At 32.7% G+C, this 26,018-nt stretch carries 19 protein-coding genes; 15 read left to right on the top strand and 4 right to left on the bottom strand.

The window, feature by feature from the left end; translation table 11 throughout:
* Positions 1-192 precede the first annotated feature (192 nt).
* The 14 genes from HM986_RS14605 to HM986_RS14540 all read left to right on the top strand — a co-directional run bounded on the left by HM986_RS14605 (position 193) and on the right by HM986_RS14540 (position 15,071).
* Positions 193-753: a hypothetical protein gene (locus HM986_RS14605; protein ID WP_179335831.1), complete on the top strand. Its 561-nt coding sequence runs from the start codon at positions 193-195 to the stop codon at positions 751-753.
* On the top strand, positions 750-1,193 hold the full coding sequence (locus HM986_RS14600; protein WP_179335830.1) for a hypothetical protein: 444 nt from the start codon (positions 750-752) through the stop codon (positions 1,191-1,193). The genes HM986_RS14605 and HM986_RS14600 overlap by 4 nt, the downstream gene beginning before the upstream one ends.
* Positions 1,194-1,353: 160 nt before the next feature.
* The gene (gene avs4 / locus HM986_RS14595; RefSeq protein WP_179335829.1) at positions 1,354-6,042 is read left to right on the top strand and encodes an AVAST type 4 anti-phage nuclease Avs4; all 4,689 of its coding nucleotides are present in this window, start codon (positions 1,354-1,356) and stop codon (positions 6,040-6,042) included.
* A gap of 207 nt (positions 6,043-6,249) precedes the next feature.
* Complete coding sequence (locus tag HM986_RS14590; protein WP_179335828.1) at positions 6,250-8,094, top strand: PLP-dependent aminotransferase family protein; 1,845 nt, start codon at positions 6,250-6,252, stop codon at positions 8,092-8,094.
* Positions 8,095-8,296: 202 nt separating this feature from the next.
* Positions 8,297-8,599, top strand: coding sequence for an immunity 53 family protein (locus HM986_RS14585; RefSeq protein ID WP_179319246.1), 303 nt, complete (start codon positions 8,297-8,299; stop codon positions 8,597-8,599).
* Positions 8,600-8,755: 156 nt separating this feature from the next.
* Positions 8,756-9,319, top strand: coding sequence for a TetR/AcrR family transcriptional regulator (locus HM986_RS14580; RefSeq protein WP_179335827.1), 564 nt, complete (start codon positions 8,756-8,758; stop codon positions 9,317-9,319).
* Between the two features lie 69 nt (positions 9,320-9,388).
* Positions 9,389-9,952, top strand: coding sequence for a carboxymuconolactone decarboxylase family protein (locus HM986_RS14575; RefSeq protein ID WP_179335826.1), 564 nt, complete (start codon positions 9,389-9,391; stop codon positions 9,950-9,952).
* A gap of 86 nt (positions 9,953-10,038) precedes the next feature.
* Positions 10,039-10,353 (top strand): EthD family reductase, encoded by a 315-nt coding sequence (locus HM986_RS14570; RefSeq protein ID WP_179335825.1) that lies wholly within the window; start codon positions 10,039-10,041, stop codon positions 10,351-10,353.
* Between the two features lies 1 nt (position 10,354).
* Positions 10,355-11,011 (top strand): DsbA family oxidoreductase, encoded by a 657-nt coding sequence (locus HM986_RS14565; RefSeq protein ID WP_179335824.1) that lies wholly within the window; start codon positions 10,355-10,357, stop codon positions 11,009-11,011.
* Positions 11,012-11,063: 52 nt separating this feature from the next.
* A complete protein-coding gene (locus HM986_RS14560; RefSeq protein WP_179335823.1) occupies positions 11,064-11,861 on the top strand; it encodes a haloacid dehalogenase type II in 798 nt (265 codons plus the stop codon).
* A 275-nt stretch (positions 11,862-12,136) separates the two neighbouring features.
* Positions 12,137-12,814, top strand: coding sequence for a response regulator transcription factor (locus tag HM986_RS14555; protein WP_179335822.1), 678 nt, complete (start codon positions 12,137-12,139; stop codon positions 12,812-12,814).
* The gene (locus tag HM986_RS14550) at positions 12,811-14,097 is read left to right on the top strand and encodes a sensor histidine kinase (RefSeq protein ID WP_179335821.1); all 1,287 of its coding nucleotides are present in this window, start codon (positions 12,811-12,813) and stop codon (positions 14,095-14,097) included. The genes HM986_RS14555 and HM986_RS14550 overlap by 4 nt, the downstream gene beginning before the upstream one ends.
* 64 nt (positions 14,098-14,161) lie before the next feature.
* Positions 14,162-14,593: a PepSY-like domain-containing protein gene (locus HM986_RS14545; protein WP_179335820.1), complete on the top strand. Its 432-nt coding sequence runs from the start codon at positions 14,162-14,164 to the stop codon at positions 14,591-14,593.
* Between the two features lie 13 nt (positions 14,594-14,606).
* Entirely contained in the window at positions 14,607-15,071 is a 465-nt protein-coding gene (locus HM986_RS14540; RefSeq protein ID WP_179335819.1) for a PepSY-like domain-containing protein, read from the top strand.
* Positions 15,072-15,173: 102 nt separating this feature from the next.
* On the opposite strand, the gene HM986_RS14535 is transcribed toward HM986_RS14540, so the two are convergent.
* Together HM986_RS14535 and HM986_RS14530 are read right to left on the bottom strand one after the other, a co-directional pair.
* Complete coding sequence (locus HM986_RS14535; RefSeq protein ID WP_179335818.1) at positions 15,174-16,526, bottom strand: UDP-N-acetylmuramate--L-alanine ligase; 1,353 nt, start codon at positions 16,524-16,526, stop codon at positions 15,174-15,176.
* Between the two features lie 221 nt (positions 16,527-16,747).
* Entirely contained in the window at positions 16,748-17,692 is a 945-nt protein-coding gene (locus tag HM986_RS14530; RefSeq protein WP_179335817.1) for a tetratricopeptide repeat protein, read from the bottom strand.
* A gap of 211 nt (positions 17,693-17,903) precedes the next feature.
* On the opposite strand from HM986_RS14530, the gene HM986_RS14525 reads away from it, so the two are divergent.
* The gene (locus HM986_RS14525) at positions 17,904-24,197 is read left to right on the top strand and encodes an alpha-2-macroglobulin family protein (RefSeq protein ID WP_179335816.1); all 6,294 of its coding nucleotides are present in this window, start codon (positions 17,904-17,906) and stop codon (positions 24,195-24,197) included.
* Here HM986_RS14525 and HM986_RS14520 read toward each other — a convergent pair.
* On the bottom strand, positions 24,194-24,922 hold the full coding sequence (locus HM986_RS14520) for a LytR/AlgR family response regulator transcription factor (RefSeq protein ID WP_179335815.1): 729 nt from the start codon (positions 24,920-24,922) through the stop codon (positions 24,194-24,196). The two genes, HM986_RS14525 and HM986_RS14520, sit on opposite strands and share 4 nt — an antisense overlap.
* Positions 24,919-25,983, bottom strand: coding sequence for a sensor histidine kinase (locus HM986_RS14515; protein ID WP_179335814.1), 1,065 nt, complete (start codon positions 25,981-25,983; stop codon positions 24,919-24,921). Before HM986_RS14515 ends, HM986_RS14520 begins: the two co-directional genes overlap by 4 nt.
* Positions 25,984-26,018 lie beyond the last annotated feature (35 nt).

Here is a 26,018-nt window from a genome sequence, read left to right as displayed (position 1 = left end):
TGTGCAAAAATGGAAATTGGTTCGTTTTTAATTTGAAACTAAGGTTTAGATGATGATCATCTGGATCTAAATGGATAAGCTGTTCTAAATTCACACGCTACAATTTGTCGCTTAAAAATTTTCTTAGACCTTTGTAAAATCTAAAACTGAGTGATTACACCCAGCCAAAGGTAAAACCTCTAAAAATTCTTAATGAGAAAACATAAAGCCATTCGATTTTTAATGGTCGCTACTGTTTTATTTACACAGGTTACCTTTTTAACCATGATTGTAAACGCGCATTACGAAACCAACGCAGCCATAATTATAGCCGCACTTGTTATTATACTTACCATCGTTTTTGGCTATCGCTACTTAGATTTACACCACGAAGATTACGCCTACGAAAAAATATCCGTCGTTATTTGGGTGCCTATCGGAGCCGTGTTGTGTTACCTCTTAAATGTTCCTGGTGGCTTAGGCAGCATTTTAGCCATGGGTATTGTTGGAACATTAGCGGCATTTATACCGTCTTTAAATAAAAAATCGAATTACTTAAAACAACTGCCAGCAAGCATTTATTGTGGTGCTTTTGTTGGTATGTCTAGTGTAGAAACCAGTCCTTCCCTTGGTTTTGCAATTGCTGCAGGCACACTTGCAGGTCTGTTTTTTATGATGTCTAAAAACTTATTTCTTGGTGTTGGCGGAAAATTAGGCACCATGGCATTTGCAGGTGTCATCACAGCAACTCTAATGTATGCGTTATTAGTATGAATACATTCATCCTCATCATCACCGGAATTTTAGGCGCCACACTCACCCACTTTGTTAGCGAACACTTGCGCTTTGGCGCTGTAAAAGCCTCTGCATTGCTATCGCTTATTGTAGGATTATTTTTTTACGCCTTCCCGAACCTACTTAATGGCTATTTAACCGAACACCTACCTATTGTATTTGTTGGCACCTCGTTTATTGGGATGGTCTCTGCTAAAACCTTAAAAAGTTACACCTTACTTGCCATAGCAGGAACGCTATTTACTGGGATTTACATTACGAAAAGCCACGTCTTTGATGGTTATGGAGGTGCACTTGGCGCACTTGCTTTTATTGCTTTGGTTACTACTATGGGTTTTGCTTTTGTGGTATCGAATTCTGCTAAAATTAGACGTAAGGTTGTTTTGGTGTGGGAGAAGGTCTTTGGTTCTTGGGAATAGGATTTAAACCTCTGTTTATTAAAATCTTACATTAACTGTCGTATGGTTTGACTTTCTGAAAAATTTGAGCGAAATTCGTTTACGTTATTATATATAATTATTGAAATCGATTTATATAATTATACTGGCAGCCAATGAATAAATATAAGTTAGTTGAAATATGAATTGGAATATTTTCTGTTTAAAATATGATAAACGAGAAGATTGGGCATTTGAACAAATGTCCTATCTGCTTTTCTGTGCTGAAATGGGAAATAGAATTGGATTATTCCGCTATAAAAATCAAACTGGAATAGAAACAGAACCTCTAGAAAAGGATGGACAGTATTTTGGATTTCAGGCTAAATATTACACAGTTCCACTTTCGGGTAAGAAATCAGAAATAATTGCGTCAATTAAGAAAGCTAAAAGAGAAAACCCTAAATTGAATAAGATTCTATTCTATTTAAACCAAGAGTTCTCAGAAAGCACAAAAAAAAGACAAAAAAAATCAAAATATCATATAGATATTGAGTCTGAAGCTAAAAAGCAAAAATTAGAAATAGTCTGGCGTGTACCAAGCCATTTTGAACTTCAACTAGCGTTACCTGAAAATAAATACATCTACGAAGATTTTTTTAGCCTCGAACCGAATGAGGGAAAATTAATTGATGAAATTAAAAATCATAATAAAAATATTTTACAAGCAATTCAAACAGAAATACCTTTCGGTAATAAAAAAATAAAGATTGACAGAAGTAAGATTATTGAAGAAATCATAAAAGCTTCAAATAAGAAAGAAAATATTATTATTTCCGGTGAAGGAGGTTGTGGGAAAACTGCTCTTTTTAAAGAGTTTTATAGTCTTCAAAACAAGAAAATTCCTATCTGCATTTTTAAGGCCACAGAATTGAATGTTAATCATATCAATGAATTATTCAAATTCGACAACAATTATTCTTTTTCGCAGTTTATTAAAGCTTATCAAAACGAACCTACTAAAATATTCGCAATTGATTCTGCTGAAAAACTAGCGGAAGTCACTAATAGCGATATTCTAAATACTTTAATGCAAAAGCTTAAGGAGGCTGGGTGGAATATAATATTTACTACTCGTTATTCTTACCTTAATGATTTAACATTTCATATTAAAGAAAATTATAAATTATCATTCATTGTTCATGACATTCCTTTAATAAGTATTGATGAACTAAAATCAATTTCAGAAGATTTTGATTTCTCATTACCTGAAAACCATAAATTTATTGAAAGACTTAGAAACCTATTTTATCTAAGTGATTATGCCCAATTTTATTCAAATATTGATAAAAAAGGTAACCTTAAATCCTTCATTGATTTACTCTGGAAAAAAAGAATTCAAAACAATCTTATTCAAAAAGACAACTTACACATTGAAAGAGAAAGATGTTTAATTCATATTGCAGAAAAAAGATGTGAGACAGGTCACTTTTATATAAATGCTGAAGATTTACCTCAAGCTGCTTTATTTCAATTAAAACAAGATGAAATAATTGGATATGATGATATACATAATGGTTTTTTCATTACCCATGACATATACGAAGAATGGACTTTAGATAAAATTGTATTTCGTAAATATGCCAACTACTCAGATATTAAAGATTTTTTTGTTGATTTAGGAAATTCTTTGCCAATACGAAGGGCATTCAGATTATGGTTATCCAATCAATTGTCTGATAACAGTCAAGAAATTGAAGGTTTTATCAAGGAAGCTTTTAGTGATAGTTCAATTGTTCAATTTTGGAAAGATGAGTTATTAATTTCTGTATTGCTTTCGGATTATTCAGAGTCGTTCTTTAAGTTTTTTGAAAATGAGATTATTGCCGAGGAATTCAAAATCTTAAAAAGAGTACTATTCCTTTTAAGGATAGCTTGTACAGATATTTCTGCATTTGACAGTATTGATATTATAAAGCCTAAAGGTAAAGGTTGGCAAGAAGTGATTGGGTTTATTTATAAATATAAAACTGATTTTTTTGATGGCAATCTAAACCTAGTTTTACCTCTTTTGACTGATTGGTGTAATTATAATAAATATGGTGAAACTACAAAATACTCAGGTTTACTTGCATTAAGTGTTATTCAGAGAACCGAAAGCGAGCAAAAATTTCTTATCCATGACAAAGCAGAAGAAAAAATATTAAAAGTAGTTTTTAATGCCGCAAACGAAATAAAGTTAGAATTAAAAGAAACTTTCGATAAAGTTAAAAAAAATAAGTGGTTAAATCATAATGATCCTTATCATGGTCTATGCTTAAAAATTTTAGTGAAACCTTACTTAGCAAAGGAAGTAATAAAAGCACTTCCCTTATCAGTTATTGATTTATGCAATATATTTTGGCAAAAACGAGAGAAAAAACTCGATGATTTTGGATATGATAGAGATAGTATTGAAAACAAATATGGTTTAATAGCTCAACATCATAGCTTTGATTATTTTCCAGCAAGTGCAAATCAAACACCAATATACTGGTTACTTCAAAGTAACTTCTGGGAAACACTAGATTTCATAATTCGTTTTACAAATAAAACATTAGAAAATTATAAAAAATCTTCATACGGAGATAGTGATTTAATAAAAATTAAATTAGATGTAGATGGAAATTTCATTGAACAATATGTAAACGGAACATTATGGGATTTGTATAGAGGTCTATCAGGTCCAAGTATATTGCAGTGTATCCATATGGCCCTTGAAAAAACTCTTTTAGAATTTGCTGAAGTTTTAGAGCCTAAAGAATTAAGACCTCTTATTTTAAGAATTCTTACAGAATCAAAATCAGCTTCTTTAACTTCTATAATTTGTAGTATAACATTAGCGTATCCAGACAAATTTCATGAAACATCAATAATTTTATTTAAAACTATAGAACTCTTTAGACTAGATTTAAGTAGATATTCATCTGAATTTCATGTAAAATCAACGATTTCTATAGGATATGGATTAGATAAACTTAAAGACGCACTTTACACAGATGAAAGAATAAAATCTTCAGAATACGAACATCGAAAAATGAGTTTAGAAAGCTTATGCCTTATGTACCAATTTAATGGGGTAAAAGGATTTACATCAGAAGAAAACACAAATTTTATAAATAAAATTTATAGTATAATTGATGCTCATAAACTGATATATTCAAAAGGTTCTAGTTCAGACGATCATAACATTCTTGTTTTATCTAGAATGGATAGAAGAAATCTTAAATCTAAAATTACTGAACAAGAAAACAATAATTATTTAGTAGAATTTACACCTAAGGAATTACCGGAAAAAATCAGGAAGAATAGTGAAGATACCATTAGCCAAATTAATGAAGAATTCAAATATACACCTCTAAAATTATGGGCTAATTTTATACATAATACAGGAGAAAATAAATATGAAAAATATGACAACAATCCACTTCAGGCTCTAATTGAAACTAAACAGCTTATTGAAGAGCTTAAATTAGGTAAAAGGATAATGCGTCTAGATAGTGATATTCCATCTTTTGTTTGTTCGAAGTTAATAATTGAACATACTAAAATAGTATCAAAAGAGGATAAAGATTTTTGCAAAAACATTATTTTGTCATCTATATCTAGATTGTTTTCTGATGATTACACCTATCAAATAAGTGATGGCGTTGAAGCTTCTTTTCATGCCATACCTAAATTAATTCAAGAATTCCCAGATAAAAAAGAAGATTATCTTTCAATTATGCTCATGGCATTGTTTGATAAATCATCTATCGGTAATTACAAAAGAATATGTGATTATGTGATTGAATCTATACATAAATCGAAATTATGGGAAGAAAACCCAAAAGTAGCTCAATCAATATTTTTGGGTTATATAAAATTTATACCCATTTATAAAAATATAGAATCTGAAAAAAGAAAAGGAATAGGATATAGAAGAGGAATACCTAAAAGTTCAATATTAGAAGAGTTTAACAAAAAAACTACTGATTTTACCTTTTCAAAATTATCTTTTGATATTGTAGATATCGACCTATTAGACATACATGATTTAGAAATTATATATCAATTAATCCCTTCCAATACAGAAGACAGTATTCATTTACAGATTATCACTAAAACATTACCAATGTTAGCTTCTCGTTTATTGATGGACAGAAGAGACTATGATAGAGAATTTGGAGATGACACTAATATCTATGTATTACGGAATAATATTTTCAAAAAACTAACATCCTTTATTTTATTAAGAGAAACAAAAGACATAAATATATATCTTAAACCAATTATTGATTATTTTGAAGCCACGGAAGAAGCAGCTTCTTTTGTAGGTGAATTCATCTTCGCAGAAGATAAACTAAAAAGATATGAGCAGTTTTGGCATGTTTGGAATAGTCTTTATCCTAAAATCATAACAATATGCGGAAACCCTCGTAATTACCATTTAAAAGAAGTAATAATAAACTACTTATTGGCATGGCGTTCATGGACTAACGGAATAGAAGAATGGCATAGTTTAAAAAGTGACAGTTTATTGCTTTATAATAAAGTAGCAAACGATATAGGTCATATCCCTTCTGTCCTATATTCAATATCTAGAGTATTAAATTCAATTGGAAGCCATTTTAAAACAGAAGGTATTGATTGGATTTACAATATTGCATCAAAAAATAGCCTACTAAAACTTGAAGACTTAGAATCGCATACCTTAATTTATTTAGAGCGATTTATGAGAAAGTTTATTTTTATTAACAAACAAAAAATCAAGAAAGAAATAAGATTAAAAAACAAAGTTATTCCAATACTTGACTTTATGATTGAGAGAGGTTCAATACATGGATATTTATTGAGAGAAAGTGTCTTATAAATAAATACAATTAATAGATCCTAACAAGTTAAATAAAAGACAGAAATCGGCACTTATATGAAGATAAAAAAGAGTCATTAATTCCTAAACACCATAATTATCAAACTTATTAAAATATGGGTTTAACGCACCATATCAAAACGTCATGTTAAACCTTCTTCATCCATCCAATTAATCCATATTTTTGCATATTGAAAATTGATAATCATGCAAAACAATAAAACCCTTAATTACATAAAAGACGTTCTAAGCAACATGCCAACAGACTGGTTAGGTCTAACCACGCATCGTTTAGATATTTACAACGAGAAATTAGCTAAAACACAGTTTTTAGATGCGTTTGAGAACCTATATAAAAACAATAATTCAGATCCTTCGGCATTAAGCGAATTACCAACCGCTTACGATTATATTCGTTTAGGGCATCCGTTATCTTGTATTCTAGAATGGGGAATTGCGAATTTAAATGACATTAAAGCAGACAACGTGATTAGTTTTTCGTCACAAACGGTGCCTGTGTTGTCTATTTTAAGAACAAATTTATTAGAAAACAAAAAGACCCAAATTGTATATACTGGCGACCTTCCAGAATTTTTCGATGCTGAGATCATCAAGGAGGTTTATGGCTATCATTTCGATGTCATAAAAGTGGATAGTGCAGATGCTATTTTAGAGTTTAAAGGCAGTACTGTCTTTATCTCGCAGCAAGAGGACATTTCACATCTTGAGGACAATGTAAATATTGATTTTTATATCAATCTTCATGGACACCTTGGAAGCGTACTCGTCGTGAATGGCAGTCACAACGATCATTATATTTCAGATATTCAGCATGTGAGACGTCGCGAAACGATTGCGATGACTCCATCGAATTGTTTAGTCGCTTTAAAAGCCTTAACAGCACATACTGCAATTACTAATTTAGACAATCATTTTGAAGCCAATAAAGCAAGCGTTTTAAACTCTATTAAGGAGATCAATGGCACAACGTCTCAGCCGTTAGTCGGTTCTAGTGGATTATCGGTTCAGTATGCTATTATGATGGGCTTGGTAGACTATGCCTTAGAACACCATAAAGGCAAAGCGATTAAATTTGTGGTACCACCAAATTGTTATGGAGGCACCAATGACCAAGCCAGACGTGTGGCTGCCTGTTTAGATAATGTGGAAGTGGTAGATTTACCTGTAGATGGTGATAATGATATGGTGCAAAGTATCCATACCGTTTTAGATAAAATTGCACACGAGGACGCGATTCCGTATATTATTGCAGAAATCCCAACCAATCCACGTGTTGAAGTTCCGGATTTACAAAAATTAAAAGACGCTTTGAGTGAAGAACGTAAAACAGCTTCTGGAGACAGCGCGATTGAACCTGTGTTTATATTAGACCAAACGTTTTGTCCAAATGTGCACTTTTTAGGGGAAGGTGAAATACTATCTACAATGCGTACGATTTCTTATGCTAGTGGTTCTAAATTCCCGAGTGGAGGAAAATGTACAGCGGGTTATATTGTAGGAAATGCGAAAGTAGATGCCTTAATGGAAAAAATAGCATTGCATTTGACGCTTTGCGATAATGAGGCGACTGCGCTTCAATATGAGATATTGGCTAAGCAATTGCCATCCATGAATCAGCGTATTGCGGAGGCGTATAAAAACACACGTGAGTTTGTGAATTTTATTCATGATACTTTACCAGAAGCGAAAATCAATTTTGTATCTGAAGAATTAGCTGCTCAAGGATTTACACCTTCGGTGTTTTCATTAGATCTTCCAACAAAAGGCAATACACCTGAAGAAAAAGAAACGTACAAAAGAGCATTGAATCATCGATTAATTAATTTAATGATTACTGAGATTCCTAATGAAAGCAAGTACTGCGTGAGTTACGGACAGTTAAAAGGCTGTTATTGGACGATTCCGGCAACCTCAACACAAGGCACCACCAAAGAAGGAGACAAAGATTATATTGCACGTGTGTCCTTATCTCCAGATATGGATTTGGAAAAGCATAAAGCGGTGTTTTTGGAATTTGTTTCTGAGATTTAGGAATCACCAAACCTTCCCTAGCGCGTGAGTTCGCGTGTTTCGTTTTTGAAGTGCAACGACAAATAAATAAATGTATCGAGAACCATTCATAATTAAAAGGTTCTCGATACGGTTTTTCTAAAAAGAAAAATCACTCGAACTGACGGTCGTACTATCGAACTGACGTAATAACAAATAATCAAATTCAATACCTTATAACACAATGGAAATTTTAGAATGGATACAAGATTGGCTTGCAGAGAATGCCGATGGCGAATGGGAAAAAGGTGATGCTATTCAAATTACCACTATCGACAGTCCGTTAGGTTGGGACGTTGAAATTGATATTTCAAAAACATCTATTGCTAATCTCGATATCAAATGGATTCTTAACGAAAACGGAAAACAAGATTGGTATGGTGTAAAAATTCAAAACCAACGGTTTAGAGCTGCTGGTGACGCCGGCAAATTAACGTTTCTCTTAAATCTATTCAGAGAAATGATTGACAAAATTGAGAATGAGTAGTACATAAAACGAACGCTACAACACTCTATATTTAGCTGACATCCAAACTTTACCAATAAGATAATCTTTTAAAATAAGGTTCTCAAGTTCTAATAAAACGTTAAATATTTTCTCATTACTAAACGATTGTTTAGTTTTGTCCTGTAGTTAGAAATAATGGCAAGAAAAAAGCAATATAACGAAGATGACGTCGTAGAAAAAGCCATGAACCTTTTTTGGAAAAATGGTTATGAAGCGACCTCTATGCAAATGCTCGAAAAAGAAATGGGTATTAATAAGTTCTCGATATATTCTAGTTTTGGTAATAAGCATGGTTTGTTTCTTAAAAGTTTAAAACACTATAAAACGAAAGTCAGTACGACGCTATTAAAATTTAAAAACGGTACGAATGGAGTTGAAGACATTAAACAGTTTTTTTACGACACTATCAGTTCCAATTTTAAATTGGGAAATCAAAAAGGATGTTTGGTTACTAATACTTACAACGAATTTTCAGAGAATGAAGACCAACTGATAAAAGAAGAAATGACTTCCTTTATGGGTAATTTAAAAGCTTTGATTATAGAAAAACTACAAATGGATCCTTCGAAAGATGAAGCGTCCATAATGAAACAAGCTAATTATTTACTATTAGCAAAGCATGGCCTAGCCGCTGCAGCTCGTGTTAATACAACAGAAGAAATTGAAGATTATATTGAAATGACCTTCAAAAATTTATAACCGAATTTTTTTACCTAGTAACTAAACGGACGTTTAGAAAAAAAATATTAATAATAAAAAAGAAAAATTATGACAACTTTAAAAATTCACGATATTGAATCTGCACCAGAAGGAAGCAAATCACTATTAGAAAACTCTCAAAAATCTTTTGGTATGATACCAGGATTACATGGAGTTTTAGCCGGAGCACCAAAAATATTAGAGGCGTACCAAACTTTACATCAACTATTTGTGGACTCGTCATTTAACGAAGATGAATTAACAGTTGTATGGCAAACTATTAACGTAGAACACGCGTGTCATTATTGTGTACCGGCACATACAGGTATCGCAAAAATGATGAATGTTGATGATGCAATTACAGAGGCATTACGTAACGAAACTCCCTTAGAAAGCTCAAAATTGGAAGCGTTGCGTACTATGACATTAACTATTGTTAGAAATCGTGGTTACGTTACACAAGATGATCTTGATGCATTTTATGCTGCTGGTTATGGAGAAGCGCAAGTCTTAGAAATCATCTTAGGCTTATCTCAAAAAACAATAAGTAACTATGTCAACCATATTGCACATACACCTGTTGACGCTCCATTCCAAAAGTTTGAATGGTCTAAAGAAAATGTGGCTAAGTAATCCCTATAAACCAAACCACAGGTTGATTAATAGCTTTAAACCTTCCGTTAATTCGGAAGGTTTATTAATCTTTAAAAATTACGATTATGATAAAAGTTTCAGTTATGTATCCTAACCATAAAGATGTGCAATTTAATACGGATTATTACCAAAATAAGCACTTACCAATGGTTGCAAAATTAATTGGGAGCTCCTTAAAGGGTTTAGAATTAGATTTAGGTATCGCAAGTAGAGTTCCTGGAGAATCTGCTCCTTATGTTGCTATTGCACATTTACGTTTTGATAATGTTGCTACTTTTCAAGAAGCTTTTGGACCTCATGCAGCAACCTTCGCTGCTGATGTAAAAAATTACAGTAATGTGGAGGCCGAACTTCAAATTAGTGAATTAATACCATTTTAATATGAAAGAGAAATTAAAAATAGATATCGTTTCCGATGTGGTGTGTCCTTGGTGTACCATTGGCTACAAACGTCTCGAAAAAGCGATTTCAGAATTAGGTTTAGAAGATCAAATAGACATTGAATGGCAGCCCTTTGAATTAAATCCGAATATGCCTGTAGAAGGTCAAAATGTTATTGAGCATATTTCAGAAAAATACGGTTCAACATTAGATCAGCAAAAAGCATCACAACAACATATGGCAGATGCTGGTGAAGAACTAGGTTTTAAATTCGATTATTTTGATGAGATGCGTATGGTAAACACCTTTGATGCTCATATTTTATTAGAGTATGCTAAAGGTTTTAACAAGCAAACGCAACTGAAAATGCAATTAACAAAAGCTTTTTTTAGTGACCGTAAAGATGTGTCTAAAAAAGACATTTTAAAAGAAGCTCTTTTAGAAGTGGGCTTAAATGCAGACGAAGCTTTAACTAAATTAGACAACGAAGAAGCACGATTAGAAATCAGAAACAAACAGAATTATTGGAAAGAATTAGGTGTAAATTCAGTTCCTACAATTGTATTTAATCGTAAAAGCGCAGTTACAGGAGCACAACCTGTAGACACCTTTAAACAAGTGCTTTCTGAATTAATTGCTGAACAACCAGCACTATAATTCCACGATTAGTAACACAACACTTATAGCATAACCAATCTAAAGCTTGATAATGAAAAACGACAGAAGAAATTTTATTAAAAACTTAGGAATTATGGGAACAACAGGAATGTTGATGCCAAATTTAGTATTAGGAAATACAAAAGAAAACACAAACATTATGACAGAGCAAACAAGACCTAAAGTATTATTTTTTGATGTTAACGAAACACTTTTAGACCTTACCCAAATGAAAAAGCAAGTTGGTGAGGCGCTAAACGGTAGAGAAGATTTATTATCGCTTTGGTTTACTACAATGTTACAGTATTCATTAGTAACTACCGCAAGTGGACAATATGAACACTTTGGTAATATTGGCGCAGCAGCATTACAAATGGTGGCCGCAAATAATGACATTTCAATTTCTGAAAAAGAAGCTCGAAACGTCATCGTAAATTCTTTGAGAGGATTACCAGCACATCCAGATGTAAAAGCAGCCTTAACGCAACTAAAAGCAGACGGTTATAAATTAGTGTCCTTTACTAATTCATCTAACGCAGGTGTAAAAAAGCAATTCGAAAGTGCCGGTTTAACCGACTTTTTTGATGAACGCCTAAGCGTGGAAGATATAGGAAAATTCAAACCTTTTACTGATGCCTATGCATGGGCAGCACGTAAAATGAATATAAAACCAGAAGAATGTATGCTAATCGCCGCACATGGTTGGGATGTTGCAGGTGCCGTTTGGGCAGGATGGAGAGCTGCCTTTATCAGCAGACCTGGTCAACAATTATTTCCATTAGCACCAACAACAGAAATTATAGAATCGGATTTACAAAAGGTAGCTGATGTTTTGGTGACTTATAAATAAAGCATGAATTGAAAAAGAAAAATATAGACTAAATGACAAAGGAGCTTTTAAACAGAGCTCCTTTGTTGCATAATGATAATAATACACTTTCAACTTCACATAAATCAAGCTCAATTTTCAGTAATTCCGTGTATATTTTTGCTTTGAGTAAAAATCCCACAAACTTCATAAGTCTTTAGATTTATACAATTGCATCAACTACCTTTCTTAAACTTGCTAAAAAATAAGTGCTGAAATTCCCAAGTCTTTCCAAAATTCAGGTTTATTTTTGCTCTATGAAGATTTTAGTAATTGAAGACGAAATAGAATTACAAAACATAATAAAAACATCACTTCTAAAAGAACAATATACTGTTGAAGTGGCTTCAGATTATTATGCTGCTCAAGAAAAAATTACAATCTACGATTACGATTGTATTTTACTGGATATTATGCTGCCTAACGGAAGTGGTATGAATTTGCTTCAAGAATTAAAAAAAATGAACAAATCCGGAAGTGTTATCATCATATCTGCTAAAAATTCGGTTAGTGATAAAATTAAAGGATTAGAACTAGGAGCGGATGATTATTTGACTAAACCATTTCATATTGCAGAACTTACAGCGCGTATAAAAGCTGTGATTAGAAGAAATAATTTAGATGGTAAAAACTATATAGAGCTTGGCAATATTGTACTTCATACCCAAGACAGAACACTAACTATAAACGGTAACTTAATTCATCTCAACAGAAAAGAGTTTGATATCCTTTATTATTTCTTGCTTAATAAAAACCGCCTTATTACTAAAACTGCCTTGGCTGAATATGTTTGGGGAGACCATATCGATGAATCTGATAATTTTGATTTTATTTATTATCAAATTAAAAATTTGCGTAAAAAGCTAGACAACGCTGAAGCTTCAATTATTGTAGATACTATCTATGGTATAGGTTATAAATTGAGTGAAAAATGAAACTACTTAACCGCTCATTACTGTATTTATCAGTAACATTTCTAGTGATTATTGGCATTTGGTCTGTTATTTTCTATTTTAATATAAAAGATGAAATAAGAGATAGTATAGATGATGGATTAGATAATAACAAGTTATTGATTTTACAGAAAACAAAAACAGATCCTTCTCTATTTTTCCAAGATGAGTTTAGCGGAAATAATTTTGAAATCCACCCTATTTCAAAACAAAAAGCTCTTGTATTTAGAGATTTATACAAAGACACTTTAATGTATAGGCTAAATGAAAATGATTTAGAACCTGTTCGGATTTTACACTCTGCTTTTGAGCATCAAGACAACTATTATCACCTTAAAGTTATCTCTTCATTAATTGAAGAAGATGACTTAATTGAAGATTCGTTTTGGAGTATAATTTGGCTATTTCTCATTTTAATTGCCAGTATTCTCATAGTAAATAATATTGTGCTCGGCAAATTATGGAAACCATTCTATGATATTCTAGAACGCTTAAACACATTCCGTTTAGACAAAGATGAAGCCAGCTTAATGATTCCAACAAAAACCAAAGAATTTATTCAGCTGCAACAAGCATCCAATGCGTTGTTTCGTCATTCTAAAAAAGCCTATATTTCTCAAAAACAATTCACAGAGAACGCATCACACGAACTTCAAACTCCGATTGCCATAATCATTAATAAATTAGAATTATTATTAGAATCTGAATACCTCAATGAAAATGACGCAAAATCTATTGCTAAAGTCATATCTATTGCAGGCAGAATGAAACGGCTAAACAATTCTTTATTACTTATGGCTAAGATTGAAAATAAACAGTTCCTAGACGTTAAAACTGTTTCTATAAATAAGATTACAAAAGAATTCCTCACCCATTATAAAGAATTAACAGAATATCGGCAGATTACAGTTCAGTTTATAGAAACCAAACAGTGTTCTGTTAATATGAACAATGCTTTGTCCGAAATTTTAATTTCAAATCTTATTAAAAATGCTATTTTTCACAATAAGCAACATAGTAATATAACTATAAAAATCACCAAACAAGAATTTATCATTTCCAACCAAGGAGAGACCAATTCATTAGACTCTAAACTTATTTTTAATCGTTTTGAAAAAGACGCTTCTAAAACCAACAGCACAGGTTTAGGGTTAGCAATTTGTAAGACGATTTGCAATGCTTATGCTAGTGATATATCTTACTCTTTTTCAGAAAATCAACATTCTTTTAAAATAAATTTTAAAAATATAACCTCCCGCGACTAAATTCCAAATTCTTTCCAGTTTTGGCTTCTACATTTGTACTATTATTAATTTAAAAATCATAAATATGAAGACTAAAACAATCCCTTTACTAGCAGTGTTACTATTAAGTACGTGTATGATTTCCGCACAAGACATTTCAATGCACAAAGTGCCGTCTGTAATTTTAAACACCTTTAAAAAAGAGTTTCCTAAAGCCAATGATATAGAATGGGAATTACAAGGTGACCGCTATAATGTTGAATTTGAAATAGGCTGGGATAACGACTATGAGGCTTGGTTTACAAATACTGGCAAGCTTATACGATATACCTTAGAAATTTCTCAACGCGATTTACCTATCGACGTCCTTAATGCTATTAAAAACCAGTATCCAGGTTACCATATCGATGATGCAGAAAAAATCATAGAAAATGACATTGACACGTATAGCGTAGAATTAGAAAACAGAACAGAGGAACTTAATCTTATGTTCACAAAAAACGGCAAATTAATTTAATCCCTATATAACTATGAAAAAGACAATAAATTTACAACTACTTGCAATTGTAACATTGTTCGCATTCTTTACATCTTGTAGTAGTGATGACGATAATAATTCGAATAAAATTATTTTAAGCGATGCAGAAATCCCTGAAGCTATTCAAACATACATTGCCACTCATTTTGATTCTAGTACGATAGTATTAGCAGAACAAGAAACGGAAAACAACACCACATCTTATGATATTTATCTTTCTGAAGATATTGAGTTAGAATTTAATAGCAACTTTGAAATTATTGACATTGATAGTGCAACTCAACTTCCAGATTCTGTAATACCAGAAGCCATATTAAGTTATGTGGCTACTAACTATCCGGCTAATTTTATTACGGATTGGGAATTAGAACTAAATCACCAACAAGTTGAATTAAATAACAGTATTGAATTAGAGTTTGAAATGCATGGAGACTTTATTAGAATTTATAATGACTAAATAAATCATAAAATTCTAAAGTCACCCTATAAAAAGCCATGATAGAACCACTTCTCTATGATGGCCTTTTTATGTTGAAAACAGAATAGTATTATAGCGAACTTAAAAAAGTGATTTCACCTCATCAAAATCCAAACCACCATAATTACCAGAACTCATCAACAACAATGACTTGTTATCAAACTTCTGAGAGAACAAGAAATTTTTAAAATCTTCTGGATTCGTGTAAATGATTAAATCATCGCGCTCAAAAGCATTGGCAATTTGAGCTTCTGTAACTTCTTCTAACTTCTTAATTTCAACAGCATGTGGAGAATAGAAAACGACAGCTACATCTGCGGCATCTAAAGCACCTTTATATTCTTTCAAGAATTCAGCATTAAGGCTGCTATAGGTGTGTAATTCTAAACAGGCGACTAAAGTACGGTCGCTGTATTGTTCTTTTACAGCTTTGGTAGTCGCTTCAACTTTACTCGGCGAATGTGCAAAATCTTTATAAGCGACACTTGTCTTAGATTCAGCAATTTTCTCTAAACGTTTACTCGCACCTTTAAATGTAGAAATAGCTTCATAGAAATCATCTTCATCAATGCCCATATGTTGGCAAATCCATTTGGCACCAGCTAAATTATTTAAGTTGTGCGCACCAAAGACTTCAATTGGCATTGGCCCTTCTGGAGTTTCTAATAAGGTTTCACCATTTTCAACGGTGTATTCTGGAGTTTTGTAGGCTATTTTTCGAATCTGATTTTCGGAAGCTTCCACGACACGCTTTACTTCTGGATCTTCTTCGTTATAATTAATACTTCCACCTGTGACAATAGAATCTACAAAAATGCTGAACTGCTCTACGTAATTCTCATACGTTGGAAACACATTAATATGATCCCAAGCAATACCACTCAACAAGGCAATATTAGGTTTATATAAATGGAATTTTGGTCGTAAGTCAATTGGTGAACTTAAATATTCATCACCTTCTAAAACGATAAAATCATTGTCTTCTGTAAGTTTTACCATGACATCAAAACCGTCCAATTGTGCTCCAACCATATAATCCACATCACGATCGTGGTAATGCATCACATGTAAAATCATAGAGGTGATCGTTGTCTTTCCATGACTTCCACCAATAACAACTCGTGTTTTATTTTTGGCTTGTTCATATAAAAATTCAGGATAACTGTAGATTTTTAAGCCTAGTTCTTGAGCTTTAAGCAATTCGGGATTATCGGCTTTCGCATGCATTCCTAAAACAATAGCATCTAAATCAGAGGTGATTTTTTCAGGATACCAACCAAAAGCATCAGGCAACAATCCTTTAGCATCTAATCTCGATTTTGAAGGTTCAAAAATGGCATCATCACTTCCTGTGACCTTATATCCTTTATTGTGAAGTGCCAAGGCTAAATTGTGCATTGCGGCACCACCTATTGCTATAAAATGTACGTTCATTGTATTCTAAAAATAAGTAATGTAAAAATACTATAAGTTTTTTAAAACGAGAATTTATGAACAAGGTTCTCGATAGGATTTTCAAAAGAAAAAATCAATCGAACTGACATAAATACTAATCAAAAGCAATTTTATAAAACTAATCACCTGCATCAGTTCGAATGTTTATTTATTTGAAGTGTTAAGAAAAATGAAGAAATGCATCGGAAACAGAAATTAATCTATAGCGTCGCTTTAAATTCATGAAACACATCAATATCTGGCAAACCAGAAATCGCCTTATTAATCCAAACTAACGCTTCTGTAGAATTATTTCTATGTTTATAAATCTGTGATAAACGATAATAAGCCCATTCTTTTGGCACTCCATCTTTAGCGGAATGATTTGACAAATATGCTTTTAAACATTTTTCGCCCTTATCTAATTGAATATTATAATCTGCACTAACTTTACCTATTTGATAATGCATGGCATTACGTTGGTGTTTATCCTTAGCTTCTTCAATATTTCCTATGGCTTTTTCGGGTTGCTCTTGTTCTTCGTAGAAATTAGTCAACTTATCATAACAGGTTACAGAACCACCTTCTTTTATGGCGAGTCTATAATACTTTTCAGCGAGTTCTGGTTCGTCATCATACTCGTAAACATAGCCTTTTGCTAAATAACCATCTACTTTTGAGAGTTGTTCTAATTGCTCAGCATAACTTAAAGCTTTAGAGAAACTTCCGCCAACAATACCTGGTAATGATACATACAACTCAACCAAAGCCCAACGGGCATCAATATGATTTGGATCTAATTGGGCTGCCTTGTGAAACGAATCTTTAACATCACCAATAATGCCAAGTGCTCTAACTTTACTTATACTTAACGCTTTCATACCCAAAGCTCCACCATACTTATAATGATAATTGGCGTTCTGAGGACGTTTTTGTTTTAAAACCTGATATTGTTCTATAGCTTCATCCCATTTCTTTTGATGTCCATAGGCATCACCCAAAAGTTCGATAGCTTTTAAATCGTTGGGATTAGAACTTAAAAACAGTGTCATTTCGGTTTGTGCTTTCACAAATTCCTTTTTAGCAATAAATGCTTCTGCATTATCTATTGATGTTTGAGAAAAACAGAATGACGATAACAACAAAATAAACAAAAATCTATTCATACAATGTGGGTGCTTTAAGCAAAAATACAATTATTAAACGCTCAGGTTCCTCAACAAATTGTTAACTTCACTCAACGAAATGAGTCGTTAACTCATTATGCTTATTTTGGAATACATTTTGAATGTATTTTGGCATAGCTAACAGAATGTGTTCACCTTTATATTAATCGAAACAGATTCATCAAAATATTACCGCATTTGCGGCAAAACTATGAAAAACTATATATCTATACTCATGCTAATTTGCATCATTTCCTTTTCTAATGCTCAAAACGATTTTGAAGATCAGTGGAAAGAAGTGGGCAAACTCGAATATAACGGCCTCACCAAAAGTGCTGCCGATTTGGTTGAAACTATTTATAAAAATGCCGTTGAAGCCGACAATACGCAGCAGCGCATCAAAGCATTATTACATATCAGCAAGTATATGCTCATATTAGAAGAAGATGCCCAACTTTCTATTGTTAATCGGTACAAAGGCGAAATCAACGCGACTAAAAGCGAGATTACCAAACACATCTTAGAGAATATGTTGGCAACGATGTATTGGCAATATTTTCAGCAAAGTCGATACCAATTTTACAACAGAACTAAAACGTCTGAAAAAATCAGTGACGATTTTAGAACTTGGGATTTAGAAACCTTGTTTAATGAAATACACATGTACTATCAACGTTCTCTTAAAAATACTGACTTACTTCAAAAAGAATCATTAAATGACTATTCAGTACTTTTAAATGAACCTAAAAACTCTAAAGATTATCGTCCAACATTATTTGATTTATTAAGTCATAACGCTTTAGAGTTTTATAAGACAGACGAAAATAGCATTTCTCAACCTGCCTATAAATTCAGTATTGATAACAATGATTTTATTGCAGACAGTGACATTTTCATCAACACAAATCTAATTTCTAAAGACACTTTATCACTGCAGCGCAATGCTTTAAAAATTTATCAAAGTTTATTGAAATTTCATCGTAAAGATAAAATTTCGAAAGCCTTTGTAGATGTAGATATTGAACGTTTAAATTTTGTAGCGCAACATGGCATCTTTTCCGATTTAGAAGTCCAACTTCTAAAGACGTTACAATCTAAATCAAAACAATTACAGGCTTCAGAATTATCTACGTTATACGATTATGAAATTGCTAAGGTATATGAAAAACAAGGTAACCTATTCAATCACACCCTAGTTGACAATGAGAGCAACACTAAAAACCAATGGAAACTTAAAGAAGCGGTAGCTATATGCAATGCCGCAATGATAAGGTTTCCAAATAGTATTGGAGCTCAAAAATGCGAGTTTTTAATAGCGCAAATTGGCAGACCCGACATACAACTTCAAACTGAAGAATTTATTAGAATTAATTCTCCTTCAAAATTATTAGCGACATATAAAAACTTAGAACATCTAGATTTTGAAGTCTATAAAGTTTCACAAAACCAACTAGAGCTTTTCAATAACATTTATAGAGTTGATAAAAAAGAGGATTTCTTCAAAAGTTTAACTCCCGTTGAAACTTTTTCTAGTGTCTTAACAACAGAAAATGATTACCAAAAACATAGTACAGAAATTGTATTACCAAATCTAAATAATGGTTTATACATCATCAAAGCTAATACCAGTAACAACAATTACACAAATGTTCTTGCTACAGCGCATATACAAGCTACAAATTTAGCATTAGTAGAGAGTTTAGAAAATGATATGCAGGTTTATCAAGTTATTGATAGACATAACGGTAAACCTTACGCTAATACTAAAGTAAAACTCTCTTATTCTAATTATAAGAACAAACAACTTAATAAATCATATATAACAGATCGTTATGGAAAATTTCAATTTACAAAAGACAACAACTATTACAATAACATTCAAATAGAAGTCAACTCTAAAGACGATGCTGGTTATTTTGGTAATTATTACATCAATAGAGCTTACAACCCAAATAAAAATAATGATACGCAGTACCGCAACTTTTTATTCACAGATCGAAGTATTTACAGACCAGGCCAAATCGTTTATTTTAAAGGTATTGCTACCAAATCTAAAGACGGAAAAACAACGGTTTCAGCTAGTGCTGCGGCAACGGTAAAATTAATGAATGTAAACGGAGAGGTTGTTAAAGAACTAAATTTAATAACTAATGAGTTTGGTTCACTACATGGGGAATTCATAATACCAAACGATGGATTAACGGGTAATTACACTATTAATGTATATAGTAAAACTTATGGTTATGCCAATATCTCTGTGGAAGAATACAAGCGCCCTAAATTTAAACCAGAGTTCCAACCTATTACAGAAACTTACAAAATAAACGACAGCATTACAGTAAACGGAACCGCAATCGCATTTGCTGGGAGTACTATTACAGATGCTAAAGTGGTGTATCGTGTAAAACGAAATGTGAAATTTCCGAGTTGGTATTATTGGAGACGTCCATATTTTAATGTGGAAGCCCAAGAAATCACTTTTGGTGAGACTAAAACAAATGCTAAAGGAGAGTTTGAAATTACGTTTAAAGCGCTTCCTGATGAAAGCGTATCTAAAGAAAATCTTCCTGTTTTTAATTATGAAATCACAGCAGACATTACAGATATCAACGGTGAAACACGTTCAACATCTACCATTGTTAATGTTGGTTATCATGCTATGACGCTCAACATTCTGGCTTCTCAGAAAATTGATAAAGATCAAAAAGAAATAGAATTCACTTTAGCATCACAAAATCTTAATGGTGAATTCACACCAGCAAAAGGACAATTAAAAATATATAAACTAAAGGCACCAGATCGCGTTTTAAGAACACGGCCTTGGCAAGCACCAGATTACCAAACGCTTTCTGAAGCTGAATTTAAAAAGTTATTTCCTCATGACGCTTACGATGATGAACATCAACTTATGAATTGGAAACAAGGTGACGCGGTTTTTAGCACCGAATTTGATACCGAAAAAGAAAAAGAGATTATCTTGAAACGTCTTCACAAATGGGATTCTGGTCAATATATTATTATTGCAGAAAGCCAAGATAAATTTGGACAATCGATAAAGGATCAAGTCTTTACATTAGTTTTTAGCACTGAAGACAAGACGATTGCAGACCATCAATTGTATGAAGCGCAATTGGATAAAGAAAGTTACGACATTAATTCTATGGCAAAACTAACTTTAGGTTCTGCAGCAGAACATATAACCGTTACTGTTGAAATTGAAAAAGGCGGTAAAATTATAATGACGCAATTAGTTGAACTTCATAATTCTAAAAAAACAATTATAATTCCCGTTTTAGCAAGTGATGTAGGAGGTTTTGCTGTTCATACGTCTTTTGCAGCGTTCAACGAATTTAAATCTCAGAGTTTTAATGTTAGTGTCCCTTATCCTAAAACGGATTTAGATATTGAAACCACAACGTTTAGAGATAAACTACAACCAGGACAAGATGAAACCTGGAGCTTTAAAATAAAGGGCTCTAAAGGAGATAAAGTGTCTGCTGAATTATTAGCTAGCATGTACGACACCTCTTTAGACGAGTTTAGAACACACAATTGGAATTTTAATCCTATAAATAACCCTGTTTATCATGGTCGATTAGGCAAAAATTCTAGACAAAGTTTCGGAAACACTAATTTTAGAGTATTCAATAATTTTTATACAGATGTGACATATCCATATCAAGGTTACGATGAATTAAATTGGTTTGGATTTTACTTTGGAAATAATTACAGGTACTTAAGTAAAAGCAAAAGGCTTTCTTCTCCCGAAGCTGTGGCAATGGTTTCAGATTCTGCAGAATTAGAAGAGGTTGTAACTGTTGGTTATGGTGAGGCTGCGGAAAATAAAACGGCTTTGAACAATTTGAATGGAGCAGTTTCAGGACTAAATATAGCATCTGGTTCAGGTCAACCTGGATCCGACAGCTCTATTATTTTGAGAGGCACAGGATCTATAACTGGTAACAGTGAACCTCTTTTTATAATCAATGGAAACATAGCAACAGAAACACAATTTAGATCTATCGAAGCTTCAGATATTTTAGAGTATACGATCTTAAAAGCTGAAGAAGGAACTGCTCTATATGGCGAAAAAGGTAAAAACGGAGTTATAATAATTACAACTAACCAAGGTCTTAGCGACTTACAAAAAGTAAAAATCCGAAAAAACCTAAACGAAACCGCCTTCTTCTTTCCACAATTACAAACAGACAAAGAAGGAAATGTCAGCTTCAACTTTAAAGCCCCAGAAGCCTTAACCAAATGGAAGTTACAATTATTGGCACACACTAAAACTTTAGAAAGTGCCGTGACGAAATTAGAAACAGTGACGCAAAAAGAATTGATGGTTATACCGAATGCTCCTCGTTTTTTGAGAGAAGGCGACGAAATTACTATTAGTACAAAAATTGCAAATCTTACGGACAATGAATTATCTGGTATGGCTCAATTAATTTTGACCGATGCTGTGACGGGTAAATCGATTGATACAGAACTTTCAAATTCTAGTAACACATCTTCTTTTGTCGTTGATGCGAAAGGCAATACGCAAGTATCTTGGAGTTTGAATATTCCAAAAAACATCCAAGCGGTACAATATAAAGTGATTGCAAAAGCTGGTGATTTTAGTGATGGCGAGCAAAATGCCTTACCTGTTTTAAGTAATAGAATGCTAGTGACTGAAACACTTCCGATGTGGGTTCGTTCTAACCAAACTAAAACATTTACTTTAAATAAATTAAAAGATAATACTTCGACTACGCTCAGTCATCATAAGCTGACCTTAGAGATGACATCGAATCCAGCTTGGTATGCGGTACAAGCGTTGCCGTATTTAATGGAATATCCTTATGAGTGTAATGAGCAGACATTTTCACGTTACTATGCGAATGCCTTAGCACAACATATTGTTAGCTCAAACCCAAGAATTGAAGCTGTTTTCAATCAATGGAAATCGACTGATGCTTTATTGTCTAACTTAGAAAAGAACCAAGAATTAAAATCCTTACTAATTCAAGAAACACCTTGGTTGCGTGATGCGGAATCCGAAACCGAACAGAAAAAACGTATTGCCTTATTATTCGACCTTAATAAAATGAATAATGAATTGCAATCTGCTGTTCGTAAATTAAAGAATAATCAGCATGCTTCTGGTGCTTGGCCTTGGTTTAATGGCGGTCGTGATAATCGATTTATCACCCAACATATTATTGCTGGATTTGGACATTTAAAACAGTTAAATGTCTCTTCAACTTCAGATGAAGAAACTATGATCGAAAACGCCATAGACTATTTAGATGCTGAATTTGTTCAAGAATATAAAGACATCAGAAAATATAACAAAGACGCTGATTTAAGCAAAGATCATTTGTCACATACCCAATTGCATTATTTATATACACGAAGTTTTTACCCTGAAATGACACCTTCGAAAGAAGTTCAGAATATTATGGAGTATTACCAAGGTCAGATTCAAAAGTATTGGTTATCGCGTTCATTATACGAGAAAGGTTTAATGACTTTAGCAATGCATAGAACAGGTGATGCTAAAACGGTTGGTAAAATTGTAAAATCCTTAAAGGAAAACAGTATCACATCTGAAGAATTAGGTATGTATTGGAAAACCAACACCAACTCATGGCATTGGTACCAGGCACCAATTGAAACGCAAGCCTTAATGGTGGAAGTATTTTCTGAAGTTGGAACGCGTATACAGAGCGAAGCAAAGAACCTTGAAGTCATTGATAACCTAAAAATTTGGTTACTTAAAAATAAGCAAACGAATCGTTGGAAAACGACTAAAGCGACTACCGAAGCCGTTTATGCGTTATTATTGCAAGGAAGCGATTGGCTAAGCGTCACAGAGCAAGTGGACGTTAAAGTAGGGAATGAAACGATTTCACCTTCAACATTAGAAAACGTAAAAGTAGAAGCTGGCACTGGGTATTATAAAACGTCTTGGAATGGTTCTGAAATTAAACCAGAACAAGCCGATGTTACCGTTATTAAAAAAGGTGAAGGTATTGCTTGGGGAGCCTTATACTGGCAATATTTTGAGGATTTAGATAAAATAACTTCAGCTGAGACACCATTAAAATTGAGCAAGAAATTGTTCTTAAAATCGAATACAGATAAAGGGGAAGAAATCACTGAAATTACTTCAAATTCAAAATTAAAGGTTGGTGATTTAATTAGAGTTAGAATTGAATTAAGAACCGATCGTACCATGGAATTTGTACATCTAAAAGATATGCGTGCCGCTGGTTTAGAACCGGTAAATGTACTATCGCAATACAAATGGCAAGATGGATTGGGTTATTACGAAAGCACAAAAGATGCTGCCACCAATTTCTTTATGGATTATTTACCAAAAGGGGTTTATGTGTTTGAATACGATTTACGTGTTAATAACGCTGGCGACATGAGTAATGGGATTAGCACCATTCAGAGTATGTATGCACCAGAATTTAGTAGTCATAGTGAAGGTGTTAGAATTACGGTGGACTAAAAACTTAATTGATCTTTAAAAATATAGGATTGTCTTCTGGAGATTTCAATTTCTTCTCCAGAATTCATTTCTATTTTTAGTTTTCCATTAAACCATGAGACGACTTTTTTAACGTGATTAATGTTAATTATTTGTTGTCTGTTGGCTCTAAAAAACACATCAGAAGGTAATTTTTCTTCTATTTGCGCAAGTGATTTATAAATTAAAGGGGTATTTGAATCAAAAAAGACACGGGTATAATTACCTACAATTTCAAACAATGAAATATCCTGAACTTTAACCAACCAACATTGTTCACCGTCTTTAATAAAAATCTGTTTATCTAAACGCAGTCCTGCGTTTTTTTCGGTTGAATTAGGTTCTGAAGTGCTTTTTTCAATAACCTTAGTGATAGAATTCGAAAACCGTTTTTGACTAATAGGCTTCAATAAATAATCGAATGCGTTGTACTCAAAAGATTTAATGGCATAATCATCAAAAGCCGTCGTAAAAATAGTTATTGGCACGTCATCTAGCATCTCGAGAAGTTCAAACCCGTCCTTTTCAGGCATATTAATATCTAAAAAAAGCAAATCCGGATTTACTTTAGTAATTAGCTCAAAACCTTCATCTACATTTTCGGCTTCACCTACAAGCTCTATCTCTTGGTGAACTTTTAATAGTTCTTTTAACTCATTACGAGCCAAACGTGAATCTTCTACAATAACGGCCTTTAGTGTTTTCATAAGATTGGCATTTTAATAGTGGCAACCACTTTATTTTCTATTTCTTTTAAGGTAAAAGTAGCATTTTGACCATAAAGCAATTCTAGACGTTTCTTTATGTTCTTTACACCTAACTGTGTAGAATTTTCGCTTTTCTGTAATTTCCCAGAATTAGTCACTTCAATTTGTAATTGATTATCCGACACAACCGTTGATAAAGTAACTTCACCTCCACTTTTTATATTTGAAATGCCGTGTTTAAGCGAATTTTCAACCAACATTTGAATAATCATTGGCGGAATTTGTTTATTTAAGGATTCGTCGTCAATATGAGTTTCAAACTGCAAACGGTCTTCAAACTGAATTTTAGAAATTTCAACATAGTTTTCTACCATTTCTAATTCATCTTCTAACGAAATAGAATTCAATTCACTTTTGGTTAGCGAATACCGCAATGTATCAGATAAATTGGTCAACATGTTTCTGGCGACATTTGCATCTTCTAGCATTAGTCCACGAATGTTATTCAAACTATTAAACATAAAATGCGGATTAATCTGCCCTTTTAGCGTGTTGAGTTGCGCTTCTTTTAAATTGGCTTCTAACGCCAGTTGTTTTACTTTAATGGTATTAATGTAATACACCAATTTCAAAGTTAAAACAACAAACAACCAAACCACAAAATAGGCTAAAAAATGAGGTACGTTTGTTAACTTTTGAAGTAAGGTTAATTCCACATCGACATTTAAAAAATAATTAGCAGGAATCATTAACATAGGCCAAAGTACACTATGATAAATAATTTGAGTTCCTACGACTACGGCTATAAGTTTATAAACATCACTTTTAGAATAATCACCTATTTTAAAGTACTTTTCGATAAAGTATAGTATAATAAACGATAATACAAAACCTAATAAGCCACACAAGACACCTTCGGTTAATAAGTAATAAACCCGATTAATTGATTCTTCACCTCCATCTCCGTAGGATATTTTGTCTATAGTGAGCATAAAAAGTGCAAACAAGATCCATCCAAAAAAATTAATAATCCAGTATTTATGGTTTGTTATAAGCTTCATTTATTCTTCTTTAGCCGAGATATAATTAATTGCAA

This window comes from Winogradskyella costae (assembly GCF_013403865.1).
Taxonomy (GTDB): domain Bacteria; phylum Bacteroidota; class Bacteroidia; order Flavobacteriales; family Flavobacteriaceae; genus Winogradskyella; species Winogradskyella costae.
The sequence above is the reverse complement of the archived record's forward strand: the minus strand, read 5'-3'. Positions and strand labels throughout refer to the sequence as shown.

Bases quoted from the DNA above. Each gene is read 5' to 3' on its own strand.
- HM986_RS14580 (WP_179335827.1), top strand. From the start codon at position 8,756: ATGGCAAGAAAAAAGCAATATAACGAAGATGACGTCGTAGAAAAAGCC.
- HM986_RS14545 (WP_179335820.1), top strand. From the start codon at position 14,162: ATGAAGACTAAAACAATCCCTTTACTAGCAGTGTTACTATTAAGTACG.
- HM986_RS14525 (WP_179335816.1), top strand. From the start codon at position 17,904: ATGAAAAACTATATATCTATACTCATGCTAATTTGCATCATTTCCTTT.
- HM986_RS14575 (WP_179335826.1), top strand. From the start codon at position 9,389: ATGACAACTTTAAAAATTCACGATATTGAATCTGCACCAGAAGGAAGC.
- HM986_RS14535 (WP_179335818.1), bottom strand. From the start codon at position 16,526: ATGAACGTACATTTTATAGCAATAGGTGGTGCCGCAATGCACAATTTA.
- HM986_RS14605 (WP_179335831.1), top strand. From the start codon at position 193: ATGAGAAAACATAAAGCCATTCGATTTTTAATGGTCGCTACTGTTTTA.
- HM986_RS14530 (WP_179335817.1), bottom strand. From the start codon at position 17,692: ATGAATAGATTTTTGTTTATTTTGTTGTTATCGTCATTCTGTTTTTCT.
- HM986_RS14515 (WP_179335814.1), bottom strand. From the start codon at position 25,983: ATGAAGCTTATAACAAACCATAAATACTGGATTATTAATTTTTTTGGA.
- HM986_RS14590 (WP_179335828.1), top strand. From the start codon at position 6,250: ATGCAAAACAATAAAACCCTTAATTACATAAAAGACGTTCTAAGCAAC.
- HM986_RS14570 (WP_179335825.1), top strand. From the start codon at position 10,039: ATGATAAAAGTTTCAGTTATGTATCCTAACCATAAAGATGTGCAATTT.
- HM986_RS14585 (WP_179319246.1), top strand. From the start codon at position 8,297: ATGGAAATTTTAGAATGGATACAAGATTGGCTTGCAGAGAATGCCGAT.
- HM986_RS14550 (WP_179335821.1), top strand. From the start codon at position 12,811: ATGAAACTACTTAACCGCTCATTACTGTATTTATCAGTAACATTTCTA.
- HM986_RS14600 (WP_179335830.1), top strand. From the start codon at position 750: ATGAATACATTCATCCTCATCATCACCGGAATTTTAGGCGCCACACTC.
- HM986_RS14565 (WP_179335824.1), top strand. From the start codon at position 10,355: ATGAAAGAGAAATTAAAAATAGATATCGTTTCCGATGTGGTGTGTCCT.
- avs4 (WP_179335829.1), top strand. From the start codon at position 1,354: ATGAATTGGAATATTTTCTGTTTAAAATATGATAAACGAGAAGATTGG.
- HM986_RS14540 (WP_179335819.1), top strand. From the start codon at position 14,607: ATGAAAAAGACAATAAATTTACAACTACTTGCAATTGTAACATTGTTC.
- HM986_RS14560 (WP_179335823.1), top strand. From the start codon at position 11,064: ATGAAAAACGACAGAAGAAATTTTATTAAAAACTTAGGAATTATGGGA.
- HM986_RS14520 (WP_179335815.1), bottom strand. From the start codon at position 24,922: ATGAAAACACTAAAGGCCGTTATTGTAGAAGATTCACGTTTGGCTCGT.
- HM986_RS14555 (WP_179335822.1), top strand. From the start codon at position 12,137: ATGAAGATTTTAGTAATTGAAGACGAAATAGAATTACAAAACATAATA.